The organism is Micromonospora sp. bgisy143 (assembly GCF_057708145.1).
This window is the reverse complement of the sequence record NZ_JBYIRN010000002.1, coordinates 330,250-343,907: the sequence shown is the minus strand read 5'-3', so window position 1 is coordinate 343,907 and position 13,658 is coordinate 330,250. Positions and strand designations below refer to the sequence as shown.

The following is a 13,658-nucleotide window of genomic DNA, read 5'->3' as shown; positions in this document are numbered from 1 at the left end:
GGTTGGCTCGTCGCCGACCGATCACCCGAACACGGGGAGCAGATCCACATGCCCAACCTCGACCGCCGTCGCTTCCTGCGCGACGCCGCAGCCACCACCGCACTGGTCTCCGCCGGTGGACTCGCCGCCACCTCGACCACCCCGGCCCAGGCCGCGCCCCCGGCCGCCGCACCCGCACCGTCCACCCGTGGGAAGGGGGCGGTCAGCTTCCGCTGGTGGGGTACGGCCGGCTGGCGCATCGACATCGCCGACCGGACCATCCTGGTCGACCCGTTCCTCAGCCGGATCGACACCGGCCTGTTCACGGGCCCGTTCAACACGGCCACCCGGTTGACCGTGCGGACCGACGTCATCGACCCGCGCGTCGAGAAGGCCACCACGGTGCTGGTCACGCACACGCACTGGGACCACTTCATGGACGTGCCGTACATCGCCGGACGCACCGGCGCGCGGGTCTTCGGCACGCTCACCGCGTACCACCTGGGGCTCGCGTACGGGGTGCCGTCGACGCAGCTCAGCGCCGTGAAGGGCGGCGAGGTGCTGGACTTCGGCGACCACACGATCGAGGTGGTCGGCTCGCTGCACAGCCGCAACCCGTCGTACTCGGTGGCCTTTCCCGGGGTGCGGGTCAGCCAGCCGGCGCGGCCGGCGACCATCGCGGACCTGCCCGAGGGCGACACGCTCGGCTACCTGCTGCGCGTCGAGCGCGGCCCGTCGGTCTACTTCACCGGTGCCAGCGACGTCGCCGAGCGCAATCTCACCGGCCTCGCGCCCGACGTGGCGATGGTGGCCATGCAGAACGCCACCACCACCGGCGACTACCTGCCCCGACTGCTGGCCGGGCTGGACTATCCGAAGGTCGTCGTGCCGGTGCACTGGGACAACTTCGAGACCGAGTTGCGCAACCCGCCGGTCGTCGCGCCCGCCGACCGTGAGCGGCTCGACGACATGATCACGGCGGTACGTCGGATCTCGCCGCGCAGCCGGGTGCTGGTCCCCGAGTACGAGACCGCGTACCACTTCTGACCGGTCCCGGGCGGGCGTCCGCGTCCGCCCGGTCAGCCGGCGGCCAGCTCCGCCAGGGCGCGCACCGACTTCCAGTTGCGGGTGGTGCCCACCACGCCGAGCTGCTTCTCCAGGTACGCGTTGGTGAACTTCGTCCGCCCGTAGCCGCCGTCGGGGAAGTGCAGGAAGACCTCGCGGCCGGTCACCGTGAACGCCACGTTCTCGCCACCGGGCACGGTGAGCGCGTCGACCGCCGACTTCTTCGGGGCGGTCGCGAGGAAGGCCACCAGCAACCGTTTCGGGTCGTCGTCGATCTCGGCGTACGGGTTCCCGCCCGCCACCGCCGCCAACTCCCGGCCGCTGCGCACGAGCACCGGCACGGTGAGCCCCAGCTCGTCGGTGAGCGCCCGCTCGATGCCGGCGGCGAGTTTCTCCGCGTCCCGCACGGAGCTGCCGAAGGCCACGTTGCCGCTCTGCAGGTACGTCGTGACGTCGTCGTGGCCGAGGTCGGTGACGATCCGGCGCAGGTCGGCCATCGCGAGGCGGGTGCTGCCGACATTGAGCCCGCGCAGCAGGGCGACGTACCGGGTCATGGCTCCTCCTGGGTATACGGCGGACCGGCTCAGCGTAGGCCGCCCGGCCCGACCAGGCCCGTCTCGTACGCGACGATGACGAGTTGCGCCCGGTCGCGCACCGCCAGCTTCGTCAACAGCCGCCCGACGTGGGTCTTGACCGTGGCGGGGCTGAGGTTGAGGTGGCCGGCCAGTTCCGCGTTCGACAGGCCCCGGCCGATCAGCGTGAGCACCTCGCGTTCCCGCTCGGTCACCCCGTCGAGTTGTCGGGGCAGCGGCCGACTCGGCTCCGGTCGTCGGGCGAACTCGTCGATCAACCGGCGGGTCACCGTCGGCGCGAGCAGCCCCTCACCGGCGGCGACCACCCTGATGCCGGTCAACAGGTCGGCCGGCGGGGTGTCCTTGAGCAGGAAGCCGCTGGCCCCGGCGCGCAGCGCCCCGTAGACGTACTCGTCCAGGTCGAACGTGGTCAGGATGATGACCCGGGTGCCGGCCGTGGCCGGGTCGGCGCAGATCCGTCGGGTCGCCTCGATGCCGTCCATCTCCGGCATCCGGACGTCCATCAGCACGACGTCCGGCCGGTGCTGGCCGGTCAACGTGACGGCCTCGACGCCGTTGCCCGCCTCGGCCACGGTCGTGCAGTCCCCGCTGAGGTCCACCAGCAACCGGAAGCTGCCGCGCAGCAGCGCCTGGTCGTCGGCGATCAGCACGCGGATCACGCCGCCTCCCGGTAGGGGAGACGGGCCGCCACCGCGAAGCCACCGTCGGGGCGTGGACCGGCCCGGAACTCGCCGCCGTGCAGCGCCACCCGCTCCCGCATGCCGATCAGTCCGTGCCCGTGGCCGTTTGTCGACACCGGTCGCCGGCCGTCGTCGGTGACCTCCACCCGCACCTCGTTCGCCAGGACGGTCACCGTCGCTCGACAGGCGGCCGGGGCGGCGTGCTTCACCACGTTCGTCACCGCCTCCTGCACGATCCGGTAGACGGCGAGGCCCACCGACTCCGGCACCCCGGCGACCGGCTCCTCCCGTCGCACGTCGAGCCGCACGTCGACACCGCCGATGGCCGCCTGCTCGGCGAGCACCGGCAGCTCGTCCAACCCCGGCGTCGGGCCGTACGGGGCGCCCTCGCGCAGGACGCCGAGAACCCGACGTACGTCGGTCAACGCGCCACGGCCGGTCTCCTCGATGACCCGCAGGGCGGCGCCCGCCTCCCGGGGGTCGGCCTCGGCGACGTGGTTGGCGACAGCGGCCTTCACCACGATGAGGCTGAGCGTGTGGGCCACCACGTCGTGCAGCTCCCGGGCCACCCGCAGGCGCTCCTCGGTGGCCGCCTGGCGGACCAGGTGATCGCTCTGCCGGGCGGCCAGGGCACGCCGCTCCCGGACCAGCCAGCCGATCAGCCAGGCCGGCGCGACCATGACGAGGGCGTAGGCGACCGCCCCGGTGCGCGACCAGAGGTCGCCGGCGGTCAGCACCAGCGCGACGCTGACCAGGGCGAGGCAACAACCGGCGGCGAGCATCGACCGGCGTGTGGTCGCCGACACGGCCACCGTGTAGAAGGACAGGCCGATGGCGAGGGCCGGCGCGGCAGCGGCGAAGTTGGGAATCACGCCGGTGATCAAGGCGACGGTGGCGACCGCGCTGATCACGGAGGCGACGGTGATCGGCCAGCGTCGACGGACGGCCAACGGCAGCCCGAGGGCCATCCCCACCAGCACGGACACCCAGAGCGGTTCGCGTACGCCGCCGTGCAGCGGCGACTCGAGCGCCGCGTACGGGCAGAGCAACCCGCCGACCGCCAGGGCCAGGACGGCATCCAGGACGTACAGGTCCCTCGGTCGCAGTCGCCGGGACACCAGGTGCGCGATCACCCTGCGAACGCTATCGGCCGACCGCGGCGGGCGCGTCCACCCGTGGGCCGTCATCCTCGGGTACGACATCCGGCCGCCGGACGGGCCCCGGCTCCGCCCACCGGCGGGCCCGAAAGTGTCGGCGCTGGCACGACGCGCGACGCCTGCCGGAGCCGGCACCGTGACGGTCATGACCACAGACACGGTGACCCTGACCGGGTTACGCGCGGTGTACGGCGCTTCCGGCCGGCAGCCGGTGACGGCGCTGGACGGCGTGACGACCAGCTTCGCGAGCGGCACGTTCACGGCGGTGATGGGACCCTCCGGCTCGGGAAAGTCCACCCTGCTGCACTGCGCGGCGGGGCTGGACAGTCCGACCGAGGGTGTCGTCACCATTGCCGGCGTCCGCCTGAACGACCTCGGCGAGGACGAGCTGACCCGACTGCGGCGGGACCGGATCGGCTTCGTGTTCCAGGCGTTCAACCTGGTGTCCACACTGACCGCCGCGCAGAACGTCGAGTTGCCGGCACGCCTCGCCGGTCGCCGTCCACCGGCCCGGGACGTCGCCGCCGCGCTCGACGCCGTCGGCCTCGCCGACCGGGCCGGGCACCGGCCGGGCGAGCTGTCCGGTGGCGAGCAGCAGCGCGTCGCCGTGGCGCGGGCCCTGCTCACCCGTCCGGCGGTGCTCTTCGCCGACGAGCCCACCGGGGCGCTCGACAGCGCGGCGTCCCGGCAGGTGCTGCGACTGCTGCGCGCGCTTGTCGACGACCACGGGCAGACCGTGGTGCTGGTGACCCACGATCCCACCGCCGCCGCGTACGCCGACCGGGTGCTGCTGCTCGCCGACGGGCGCGTGGTCGACGAGATGACCGACGGGATCACGGCCGCTGCGGTCGCGGCCCGGATCGCCGAGCGGGAGACCGCCGGGGAGCCGTCGTGGTGAGCATCCGGCGTTCGGCCAGCGCGTTCGTGGCCGTCGCCATCGGGGTCTCGCTGGTCGCGGCGGCCACCCTGCTGCTCGCCTCCGGGCGTTCCCAGGTGCCGAACCGCCTGGCGCGGGCGGCCGTCGTGGTGCAGAGCCCGGAGGCGGGCGCCGCCGCCGACTCGTTCGTGCCCACCCGCCCCTGGTCGGCGACCGTGACGGCGACCCTCGTCACCCGGCTGGCCGCCCTGCCGGGCGTGACGGCGGCGGTACCGGACCGGACCTTCTACGCCCAGCCGCTCGTCGACGACCGTCCCCCGGCGGTCGACAGTCGCCGCGAGGACGCCCACCAGGGGCACGGCTGGTCCAGCGCCCAGCTCGGTGGACTGCGTCCCACGACCGGCGAGCCGCCCCGCAGGGCCGACGAGGTGGTCCTCGACCGTGCGCTCGGGCTGCCGACCGGCGCGTCGGTCACCGTGCTCACCGCCTCGGGACCGCGGCCGTACACCGTGAGCGGTCTGGTCGACGCGCCCGGCGTCCACGTCGCGGACGAGGTCGCGGCCGAGCTGGCCCCCGGCGTCCGGGCGATCGGTCTGCTGCTCTCGTCCGACGCCGATCCGTCGGAGGTCGCCGTGGCGGCCCGGGGCGTCGTCGGCGGCGACGGGCGCGTGTTGACCGGCGACGAGCGCGGCGCGCTGGAGCCTCGCGGTGACGCCCGCAGTCGATGGATCGGCATGCAGGTGCTCACCGCCACGGCGGCCCTCGCCGGCTTCGTCACCGTGTTCGTGGTCGCCTCCACGTTCGCGTTCACCGTCGGGCAGCGCCGCCGCGAACTCGGCCTGCTGCGCGCGGTGGGCGCCACCGGACGCCAGGTCCGCCGCATGGTCTACGCCGAGGCTCTCGTCGTCGGGTCGGCGGGCGGAGTCGTCGGTCTGCTCGTCGGCGCGGCGCTCGCCCCGGTGGTGGCCGGTCTGCTGGTCGACGCCGGTCTGGAGCCGGTGACGTACGCGGTGCGCTACCAGCTCTGGCCGGTCGCGGTCTCGCTCGTCGCCGGGCCGGCGATCGCGCTGCTGGCCGTCTGGTCGGCGTCCCGCCGGGCGGCCCGGGTCCGCCCGTTGGAGGCGTTGCGCGAGGCAGCGGGGGAGCAGCGGCCGATCGGGCGGGCGCGGGTCGTCACCGGGGCGCTGCTCGTGACGACGGGAGTCGCGCTCAGCATCGGCACGGCGACCGCCGACCAGGCCCGGATCGCCGCACAGTACGCCCTGTACGCGGTGATGGCCCTGGTGGCCGGCGCCACCGTGCTCGCGCCGGCGGTGGTCGGACCGGTCGTACGGCTCCTGCGTTCCCCGGTGCGGCTGCGCGGGGGCGCCATCGGGATGCTGGTCCGGGGCGCCGCGTTGACCGCCACCCGACGGACCGCCGCCATCGCCGCGCCGGTGCTGCTCACGGTCGCGTTCGCGGTGCTGGTGTCCGGGATGGTGCGGACCACCAGCGCCGCGTACGCGGCAGGTCGGGCGGACAACGTGAACGCCGGCTGGATCGTGCTGCCCGACTCGGGGCCCGGCCTGTCGGACGCGGCGGTCGCCGAGACCGGCGGCACCGCCCTCCTGCCGACCACCGTCTACCGCACCGACCCCGGGGCGGCGTTGCCGGCGAACCGTCCACTCACCGCGCTCGGGGTGGACCCGGCGGGCTTCGCCGCCGCGAACAAGGTGCTCACCGTCGTCGCCGGCTCGCTTGACGACCTGCGGGGCGACGACACGGTGGTGGTCACCGCCGCGACGAACCTGCGCCCGTCCGCGCCGTACGAGGTGGTCTTCGCCGACGGGACGACGGTGCCGTTGCGCGTCGTCGCCGTGGTCACCGACGACTCGCTCCCCGGTGACCTGCTGCTGCCCCGGGCGGTGGTGCGGACGCACGACCCCTCTGCCCTGACGTCCACGGTGTACGTCCGGGACCGGATCGCACCGCCCGTCGGCGCGCGGGTCGTCGACGTGGCCACCTGGGCGGCCGAGGCGGACGCCGCCGAGGACCGCCTGGTCTGGCTGTTCACGGTTCTGCTGATCGGGGTGTCCGCCGGATACGGGGCGATCGCGGTCGCCAACACGTTGGTGCTGGCCGCCGCCGGTCGGGCCGCGGACCTGCGGCTGATCCGGCTGGCCGGGGCCACCCGACGGCAGGTCGTCTGGCTCGTCACGGCGGAATCCACGCTGGTGGTGCTGATCGGCGCGCTGCTCGGTGGCGCGGTCGCGTTCGTCGGCCTGCTCGGCATCCGGGCCGGCCTCGCCGAGCAGGTCGGGGCCCCGGTCGACCTGGTGGTGCCGTGGACGGTCGTCGGCGCGGTGGTGGGGCTGTGCCTGCTGCTGGCCGTGCTCGCCAGCGTCCTGCCGACGTGGCGGTCACTGCGGCGCGGCCCAGGTCGGTCCCCGCTCGGCGTGGTCGCATGACCGGACCCAGGATCGGTCTCGCGACCCGGTCACTCCGCGACCGGCAGCACGACCTCGTTGCGGCGCAGGAACCACGGTTTCCACGGTGGGTCGAAGCGCGCGTACCGGATCGCCCCGGCGGGTTGCAGCCCAGCGGCGGTCACCGCGCGGCCGAGCATGGTGGCCCGCTGGCCGAACGCCCGCTCCGTCCACCGGCCGGAGAACCGCATCGCCGCCGCCAGTTCGGCCGCGACCTCGTGGATCCGCACCCGGGCGTCCACCGGCTCGGGCACCGTCGCGGCGGTGACGGTGGCCGGCAGGACGAACTGGATCAGGTACGCGCCCGGCCGCTCACCCTCGACCTGGACGACCGGCAACGTCATCGGGATCTTCGTCGCGCCGTCAGCCGTCGACGTCGCCGGCACCGCCGAGCCGACCGGCTGCCGGGCCCGGTTGGCGCCCCCGACGTACGCGGCCAGCGGTCGGAACGCCTCCATCGGCGCCCGGGTGAACGACGCCTGGACCCGCATCTCGGCCACCAGGTGGGCCGGATAGCGGCGCAGCTCGAAGCCGGGGTGTCGGGACACCGTCCGGTACGGCTGCTGCTCGGTCATCGCGCGCTCCCAGGATCTCCTGGGACTGACGCTACCGCCCCTCCGGCTCCCGCTCGGCCGAAGTCGGCCGTCCCGCCTGCCCGGCGACGGTCCGCCAGTACTGGCGGCGGCCCTCGTCGCGCAGCACCACGCCGAGCCGGCCGAGTTCCCGGCGCAGCTCCCGCGCGTCGTCGCGGCGGTCCCGTTCGAGTGCCCGCTCGCGGGCACGCAGCAGCGCGTCCGCGCCGACCGGCAGGCCGGGCAGGTCGGGCACCCACAGCCGGTACGCCGCGCGGTGCGGGTCGTCGTCCGTCCAGGCCCAGCCGTGCGCGCGGAACGCCGCCGCCAGGTGGGTCGCCGGCAGGTCGGTCGACTCCCGGACGAGTTCCGCGCCGTCGCCGTCGAGCAGCACCAGGTGCTTGTCGGTCAGGAAGGCGACCCTGGTGTCGGCCCGTGCGACGGTGCGGACCTGGTCGGCGCGGCGCAGCCGGACCTGCGTGGAGTCCACGGTGACGATCAGCCGTTCGGCCGTGCCGACCCCGGCGACGACCAGGCCGCCCAGGACGCCCACGGCCACCGCGCCGAGGGTCGCCTGCGGCTCCGGCAGCCGGTCCAACCAGCGGATCAGGTCGCCGAACGGCACCCAGGACAACCGGGTCAGCCACCCCGTCGACGCGGCGAGGAGCCAGCCCGCCCCCGCGCCGAGCAGCGGGAAGCCACCCCAGAGGACCGCCAGTTCCAGCGGGCCGCCGCTGACGGTGGTGCGGGGACGGTAGCCGGCGGTGTCCATGGTCAGGACACCTCGCGGCGCAGCGTACGGACCAGTCCGGCGGCCAGCGGAAGGACCATCCAGACCAGCAGGGACACCGCCAGCCGTCCCCACTGTTCGCCGGTGAGCGCATCGTTGCCGAACAGCGGCTCCATGGTCCGGCTGGTGTCCAGCCACTCGGCCGGACCGCGCAGCGGCCGGACCATCCCGCCGAGCACCGACCAGAGGGTCGGCAGCAGCAGGTAGCCGACGATCGCCAGCGGCGGGTTCAGCAGCAGCAGACCGAAGGCGGCACCCATCAGCACTCCGGTCACCTGGACGAGCGCCCCGTTCAGGATCAGCGTCGCGTCGACCTGCCAGGTGCCCGCACCGCCCGTGGCTGACGCGACGAGCGTCCCGACGGCCGCGACGGCCACGGTGACCAGCAGGGAGGCGAGCGCGGCCAGCACCACCGCGAGCAGCTTCGCGGTCACCACCCGCTCCCGGCGGGGTACCAGCGCGTACGTGGTGAGGGCGGTGCGTTGGGACCACTCGCTGGTGATCGACAGGATGCCCAGCACCGGCAGCAGCACGTTGACCGGTAGCAGCGAGGTGACGAAGAACGTGAAGAAGGTCTGCTCGGCGTCCTCGGCGTAGATCAGCAGGAGGGTGACGACCGCGACGACGATCAGACCGATGGTGATCAGCATCCAACGTCCGGCCCGGGTGTCGACGAGCTTGCGCAGCTCGACGGCGGTGAGTCGGAGCAGTGACGGTCGGCGTACCCCGGATTGGCGCCGGGGGGCGACGGTGCCGGCGGCGGGTGCGGTGGTGGTGGTCATCGGACGGCCTCCCTGGTGGATTCGCCGGCGGTCAGGGTGAGGAAGAGCTGTTCCAGGCCGCCGCTGCCGGCTGCGCGCAGCTCGGCCAGCGCGACGCCGGCGTCGGCCGCGGCCTGGCCGACGGTCTCGGCGTCGGCCTGCACGAGCAGGCCGTCGGCGCTGTCGGTGGCGGTCAGGCGAGCCGCGTCCAACGCGCGGCGCAGCGCCGCGTCGTCGCGGGCCCGCACCACCGTGCCGCCGCCGGCCAGCAACTCGTCCTTGCCGCCCTGGGCCACGATCCGGCCACCCCCGATCACCACCAGCCGGTCCGCGACCGCCTCCACCTCGCGCAGCAGGTGGGAGGAGAGCAGCACCGTGCCGCCCCGGTCGGCGAAGTCGCGCAGCAGCCCGCGCATCCAGAAGATCCCCTCCGGGTCCAGGCCGTTCGCCGGCTCGTCGAGGATCAACACCCGGGGGTCACCGAGCAGCGCATGCGCCAGGCCGAGCCGCTGGCGCATGCCCAGCGAGTACGCCCGTACCCGACGCTTCGCGGCCACCGCGTTCAACCCGACCAGGTCGAGCTTCGCGGCGACCTCGCGCTTGTCCAAACCCATGGTGTACGCGGACAGCGTCAATGCCTCGCGGCCCGTGCGACCCGCGTGCTGGGCGGAGGCGTCCAGCAGCACCCCGACCTCCCGCCCCGGGTTGGGCAGCTCCCGGTAGAGGTGCCCGGCGACGGTGGCGCGACCGGCGGTCGGTGTGGTCAGCCCGCAGATCATGCGCATGGTGGTCGACTTGCCGGCGCCGTTGGGCCCGAGGAAGCCGGTGACGGTGCCCGGCTCGCACTGGAACGACACGTCGTCCACCGCCGGGTGCGGCCCGTACCGTTTGGTGAGGTTCTCCACGGTGATCATGCGGTCGAGCCTGCCGCCGCCGCCCGGCCATCCGCTGCGGCCGCCGGTCGGCGTCGCGTCGACCTTGGTCGACGCTCGGGTCGAGACTTTGGTAGCTGGTTGTCGACGCCTGTTGCTGCCTAGCATGGGCGCGTGACCAGCATCGCCGTCCCCGAGCACCCCTGGCTGCTGCCGGGGGAGCTGGTGGTGCCGGCGGAGCCCGAGCGCGCCCGTCCGCGGCGCACCACCCGCGACTGGGTGGTGGACAGCCTGGCGTTCCTGATCAGCCTGCTCTGGGTGCTGTTCGCCACCGCCGACGGCCTTTCGCCCACTCCGGAGGCGGCCGTCCCGCTACCGCACGACTGGATGGTGGGTGCCGACGCCCTGATCGGGCTGGTCTGCTGCGGTCTGCTCTGGCTGCGCCGCCGGTGGCCGCTCGGGCTGGCGCTGGCCACCCTGCCGTTGAGCACGTTCTCGATGGCCTCCGCGATCCCGCTGCTGATCGTGTACTTCACCGTCGTGGTGCACCGCCGCACCGCCGTCGCGGTGGCGGTGACCGGTCTCGGCCTGCTCACCAATCTGCTGTTCAGCTGGTTCCGGCCGGACCCGGTGATGCCGTACTGGCTCACCGCCACCTGGGGCGTGGTGATCACCCTGGCCGTGCTGGCCTGGGGGATGTTCGTCCGGGCCCGGCGACAGTTGATCGTCTCGCTGCGCGAACGCGCCGAGCGGGCCGAGGCCGAGCAGCAGCTGCGGGTCGCCCAGGCCCGCCACCTCGAACGCACCCGCATCGCACGGGAGATGCACGACGTGCTGGCCCACCGGATCTCCCTGCTCAGCCTGCACGCGGGCGCGCTGGAGTTCCGCCCGGACGCGCCCGCCGAGGAGGTGGCCCGCGCCGCCGGGGTGATCCGGGGCAGCGCCCACGCCGCCCTGCAGGACCTGCGGGCGGTCATCGGGGTGCTCCGGGCCGAGGGCGACGACTCCGGCGACGCGCCCGAACCGCCGCAGCCCACCCTCGCCGACCTGCCGGCCCTGATCGACGAGTCGCGGACGGCCGGTGTGCGGGTCAACGTCAGCGACAGTGTGGCCCGGTCGGAGGAGGTGCCGGCGGCGCTGGGCCGGGCGGCCTACCGGATCGTCCAGGAGGGGTTGACCAACGCCCGCAAGCACGCGGCCGGCGCGGCCGTCACCGTGGACGTGACCGGTGGTCCGGGTACCGGTCTGACCGTGGCGATCGCCAACCGGTGGCCGGTCGGCGTCCCGGCCGGCGGCACGCTCCCGGGCGCGGGCACCGGTCTGGTGGGCATCAGCGAACGGGTCACCCTGGCCGGCGGTCGACTCGCCTACGGTCGGGACGACACCGGTGACTTCCGGCTGGCGGCCTGGCTGCCGTGGCCGGCGTGACCACTCCCGGCGGCGGGCCGGCGCCGGTGCGGGTGCTGATCGTGGACGACGACGCGCTGGTCCGGGCGGGGCTCTCGATGATCCTCGGCGGCCTGCCGGACCTGCGGGTGGTGGGCGAGGCCGCCGACGGGGGCGAGGTGCCCGCGGCGGTCGCCGCGTACGCCCCGGACGTGGTGCTGATGGACATCCGGATGCCCCGGGTGGACGGGCTGGCCGCCACCGAGGCGCTGCGCGCGCAACCGGACCCGCCCGAGGTGCTGGTGCTGACCACCTTCGACGCCGACGAGCAGGTGTTGCGGGCCCTGCGCGCCGGCGCGGCCGGATTCCTGCTCAAGGACACCCCGCCGGCCGACATCGTGCACGCCGTACGCCGGGTCGCCGCCGGCGAGACGATGCTCTCCCCGTCGGTGACCCGCACGTTGATCAACCACGTGACCGCCGCCACCCCGGGCCCGTCCGGTCCCGACCCGCGACGCGAACGGGCGCTGCGCCTGCTCGCCGCGCTCAGCGAGCGGGAACGGCAGGTCGCCATCGCGCTGGGTCGGGGCCGCACCAACGCGGAGATCGCGGGGGAGCTGTTCATGAGCGTGGCGACGGTGAAGGCGTACGTCTCCCGGCTGCTGAGCCGACTCGACCTCAACAACCGGGTCCAGGTCGCCCTGCTCGTGCACGACGCCGACCTCGTCTGAGCCCGACCGTCGGCGTGCTGTCGCCGGAGGATCTGCTTACCGCGTACCGGAATTGAACCTTCGTCCGACTCCGGCCGTACCACTGCCCGAGGATGTCGGTGCGGTGGGTCCGCCGTACCGCTGCCGAGCTGCGGGAGGCCTGCCGTGCGTGTTGGTGAGCAGTCGACGGATCCCATCGACCAGGTGCTGGGTGAGGTGCCGGTGCCGGCGCCACTGACCCCCGAGGATGTCCGGCTCGCGGTCCGGGCGGTGGTCGTCCACACCGCCGAGGAGTGGCCGACCGGGCCGCTGTGCCGTAACGACGGCGCGTCCTACCCGTGCCGGCTGCACCGCTGGGGGCGTCGGGTGCTGACGGAGCACGGTCTCAACGAGCGGCAGATCGAGGCGCTGATCCGGCACGGCAACCCGTTCGTGCACGTGCCCTTCCCGTTCACCGCGACCGGGCCGTCGTCCGCGCGCCCCGCCGGCGCGCGACCGGCCACCACCCCCGGATATCCGGCGCCGGCGCCTGGCCGGGCCGGGCTGCCCGGGCGACACCAGGCCGCGCGGGCCACCCCCACCGGGGTACGACCCGCGCCTTCCGGCCGGCCGGTGAGCCCCGGTGTCACCGCGCCGCGCTGGCCCCGGGCGAGCTGAGCGGCGTCACCCCACGGCCCGCTCTGCCCGGGGCGACACGACGTCGGCCCGACGCGGAGGTTTCCCCACCCGCGTCGGGCCGACGTCACGCCCACCGGCCGGTTCAGTCGTTGCCGGCGCCGATCCCGCAGTCCGGAGCGGACCAGCTCGTCGTGTTCAAGCTGCGGTCGCTGTTGTTCTCGCGGCGCGAGTCGACGTGCACGTGGTCGTCGTGGTCGGGGTAGCCCGGCCCGTAGATCCCGCTGAAGCCGCGGTTGCGGGCGTCCCGGGCCACCGTGCACAGCGACGACGTCCGTGAGGTGACATCGGCCGCGTTGCCGTACAGGTGCTGGCTGTCCGACGCCCCGCCCACCTGGTTGTTGCAGGCCCGGCTACGGAAACCGCTGGTCACGTTCAGCGGCTTGTCGCCGAGGCTCTTGCGCAACGCCTCCAACTTCCACATGGTGCGCAGCGCGTTCTGCTTGGTCTGCGCCGCCGACAGTGGGCCGCCGCTCCAGCCGCTGCCGCCGCACCCGTTGTCCAGCTCGGTGTAGCTGAAATGTGCGGGCGTGCAGTCGTTGTCCTGGAGTTGGTACAGCTTGGCGTACGTCTGCGGGCCGGCGACGCCGTCGGCGCGCAGCCCGTACGCCTGCTGGAACCGCTTCACCGCGGCGGCGGTCTTTGGTCCGTAGCGGCCGTCGTTCTCCACGATGTCCCGGTAGCCGGCCCAGCCGGCGACTCGGATCTGCAACTGACGGACGTCGTCGCCCGAGCGCCCCTGGTACAGGTTGCGGTTCCAGGTGTAGCAGCCGTCCGCGTACGCTGCCGGCGCGGCGACCACCGACGCGATCGCTGCCCCGGGCAAGGCCAGGGCGAAAGCGACAGCAACTCGCTTCAAGGTGTTTACGCGCACAGAAAGTCCTCCCGATAGGAGAGCGATTGGGGTGGCTTTGGGACATCGACCGGGACGTCCCGCGATTTCCACCATCGCACTGATCAGTGCGCTTGGCGGCAATAACGAGAATTGTCCTCACGATTCGCCCTGTTCCTGGGCACCGCCTGTGAATTCGGCTGATTTGCGAAACAGCCATTCCCCCCGATCGCCCCGAGAGCGC

Annotated in this window: 14 protein-coding genes; 6 read left to right on the top strand and 8 right to left on the bottom strand. The window is 73.9% G+C overall.

Annotated elements, in window-relative coordinates; translation table 11 throughout:
* Positions 1-48 precede the first annotated feature (48 nt).
* Complete coding sequence (locus AC3EN4_RS04520; protein WP_435204644.1) at positions 49-1,026, top strand: MBL fold metallo-hydrolase; 978 nt, start codon at positions 49-51, stop codon at positions 1,024-1,026.
* A 32-nt stretch (positions 1,027-1,058) separates the two neighbouring features.
* Here AC3EN4_RS04520 and AC3EN4_RS04515 read toward each other — a convergent pair whose 3' ends face one another.
* From AC3EN4_RS04515 to AC3EN4_RS04505, 3 genes are read right to left on the bottom strand one after another with little or no spacing between them, the layout of a single operon-like run.
* Positions 1,059-1,598 carry a DUF1697 domain-containing protein gene (locus tag AC3EN4_RS04515; RefSeq protein ID WP_435204643.1) on the bottom strand — a complete coding sequence of 180 codons (540 nt, stop codon included), beginning with the start codon at positions 1,596-1,598 and terminating at the stop codon, positions 1,059-1,061.
* Positions 1,599-1,627: 29 nt separating this feature from the next.
* Positions 1,628-2,296: a response regulator gene (locus AC3EN4_RS04510; protein WP_435204642.1), complete on the bottom strand. Its 669-nt coding sequence runs from the start codon at positions 2,294-2,296 to the stop codon at positions 1,628-1,630.
* Positions 2,293-3,450, bottom strand: a complete 1,158-nt coding sequence (locus tag AC3EN4_RS04505) for a sensor histidine kinase (RefSeq protein WP_435204641.1) — start codon at positions 3,448-3,450, stop codon at positions 2,293-2,295. Before AC3EN4_RS04505 ends, AC3EN4_RS04510 begins: the two co-directional genes overlap by 4 nt.
* 169 nt (positions 3,451-3,619) lie before the next feature.
* Between AC3EN4_RS04505 and AC3EN4_RS04500 the strand changes: the two genes are divergently transcribed.
* Positions 3,620-4,372 carry an ABC transporter ATP-binding protein gene (locus tag AC3EN4_RS04500; protein WP_435204640.1) on the top strand — a complete coding sequence of 251 codons (753 nt, stop codon included), beginning with the start codon at positions 3,620-3,622 and terminating at the stop codon, positions 4,370-4,372.
* Entirely contained in the window at positions 4,369-6,798 is a 2,430-nt protein-coding gene (locus AC3EN4_RS04495; RefSeq protein WP_435204639.1) for an ABC transporter permease, read from the top strand. Before AC3EN4_RS04500 ends, AC3EN4_RS04495 begins: the two co-directional genes overlap by 4 nt.
* Positions 6,799-6,827: 29 nt before the next feature.
* On the opposite strand, the gene AC3EN4_RS04490 is transcribed toward AC3EN4_RS04495, so the two are convergent.
* From AC3EN4_RS04490 to AC3EN4_RS04475, 4 genes are read right to left on the bottom strand one after another with little or no spacing between them, the layout of a single operon-like run.
* Positions 6,828-7,391 (bottom strand): SOUL family heme-binding protein, encoded by a 564-nt coding sequence (locus AC3EN4_RS04490; protein ID WP_435204638.1) that lies wholly within the window; start codon positions 7,389-7,391, stop codon positions 6,828-6,830.
* A 31-nt stretch (positions 7,392-7,422) separates the two neighbouring features.
* Entirely contained in the window at positions 7,423-8,160 is a 738-nt protein-coding gene (locus AC3EN4_RS04485) for a YqeB family protein (RefSeq protein ID WP_435204637.1), read from the bottom strand.
* 2 nt (positions 8,161-8,162) lie between these two features.
* Positions 8,163-8,960 (bottom strand): ABC transporter permease, encoded by a 798-nt coding sequence (locus AC3EN4_RS04480; protein ID WP_435204636.1) that lies wholly within the window; start codon positions 8,958-8,960, stop codon positions 8,163-8,165.
* Positions 8,957-9,853 (bottom strand): ABC transporter ATP-binding protein, encoded by an 897-nt coding sequence (locus AC3EN4_RS04475; RefSeq protein ID WP_435204635.1) that lies wholly within the window; start codon positions 9,851-9,853, stop codon positions 8,957-8,959. The genes AC3EN4_RS04480 and AC3EN4_RS04475 overlap by 4 nt, the downstream gene beginning before the upstream one ends.
* 132 nt (positions 9,854-9,985) lie before the next feature.
* Between AC3EN4_RS04475 and AC3EN4_RS04470 the strand changes: the two genes are divergently transcribed.
* The 3 genes from AC3EN4_RS04470 to AC3EN4_RS04460 all read left to right on the top strand — a co-directional run bounded on the left by AC3EN4_RS04470 (position 9,986) and on the right by AC3EN4_RS04460 (position 12,564).
* Positions 9,986-11,239 (top strand): sensor histidine kinase, encoded by a 1,254-nt coding sequence (locus tag AC3EN4_RS04470; RefSeq protein ID WP_435204634.1) that lies wholly within the window; start codon positions 9,986-9,988, stop codon positions 11,237-11,239.
* Entirely contained in the window at positions 11,218-11,928 is a 711-nt protein-coding gene (locus AC3EN4_RS04465; protein ID WP_435204857.1) for a response regulator, read from the top strand. The genes AC3EN4_RS04470 and AC3EN4_RS04465 overlap by 22 nt, the downstream gene beginning before the upstream one ends.
* 144 nt (positions 11,929-12,072) lie before the next feature.
* Positions 12,073-12,564 carry a hypothetical protein gene (locus AC3EN4_RS04460; protein WP_435204633.1) on the top strand — a complete coding sequence of 164 codons (492 nt, stop codon included), beginning with the start codon at positions 12,073-12,075 and terminating at the stop codon, positions 12,562-12,564.
* A 103-nt stretch (positions 12,565-12,667) separates the two neighbouring features.
* Here the strand turns inward: AC3EN4_RS04460 and AC3EN4_RS04455 are convergent, their stop codons facing one another.
* On the bottom strand, positions 12,668-13,456 hold the full coding sequence (locus AC3EN4_RS04455) for a D-Ala-D-Ala carboxypeptidase family metallohydrolase (RefSeq protein ID WP_435204632.1): 789 nt from the start codon (positions 13,454-13,456) through the stop codon (positions 12,668-12,670).
* Between the last annotated feature and the right edge of the window lie 202 nt (positions 13,457-13,658).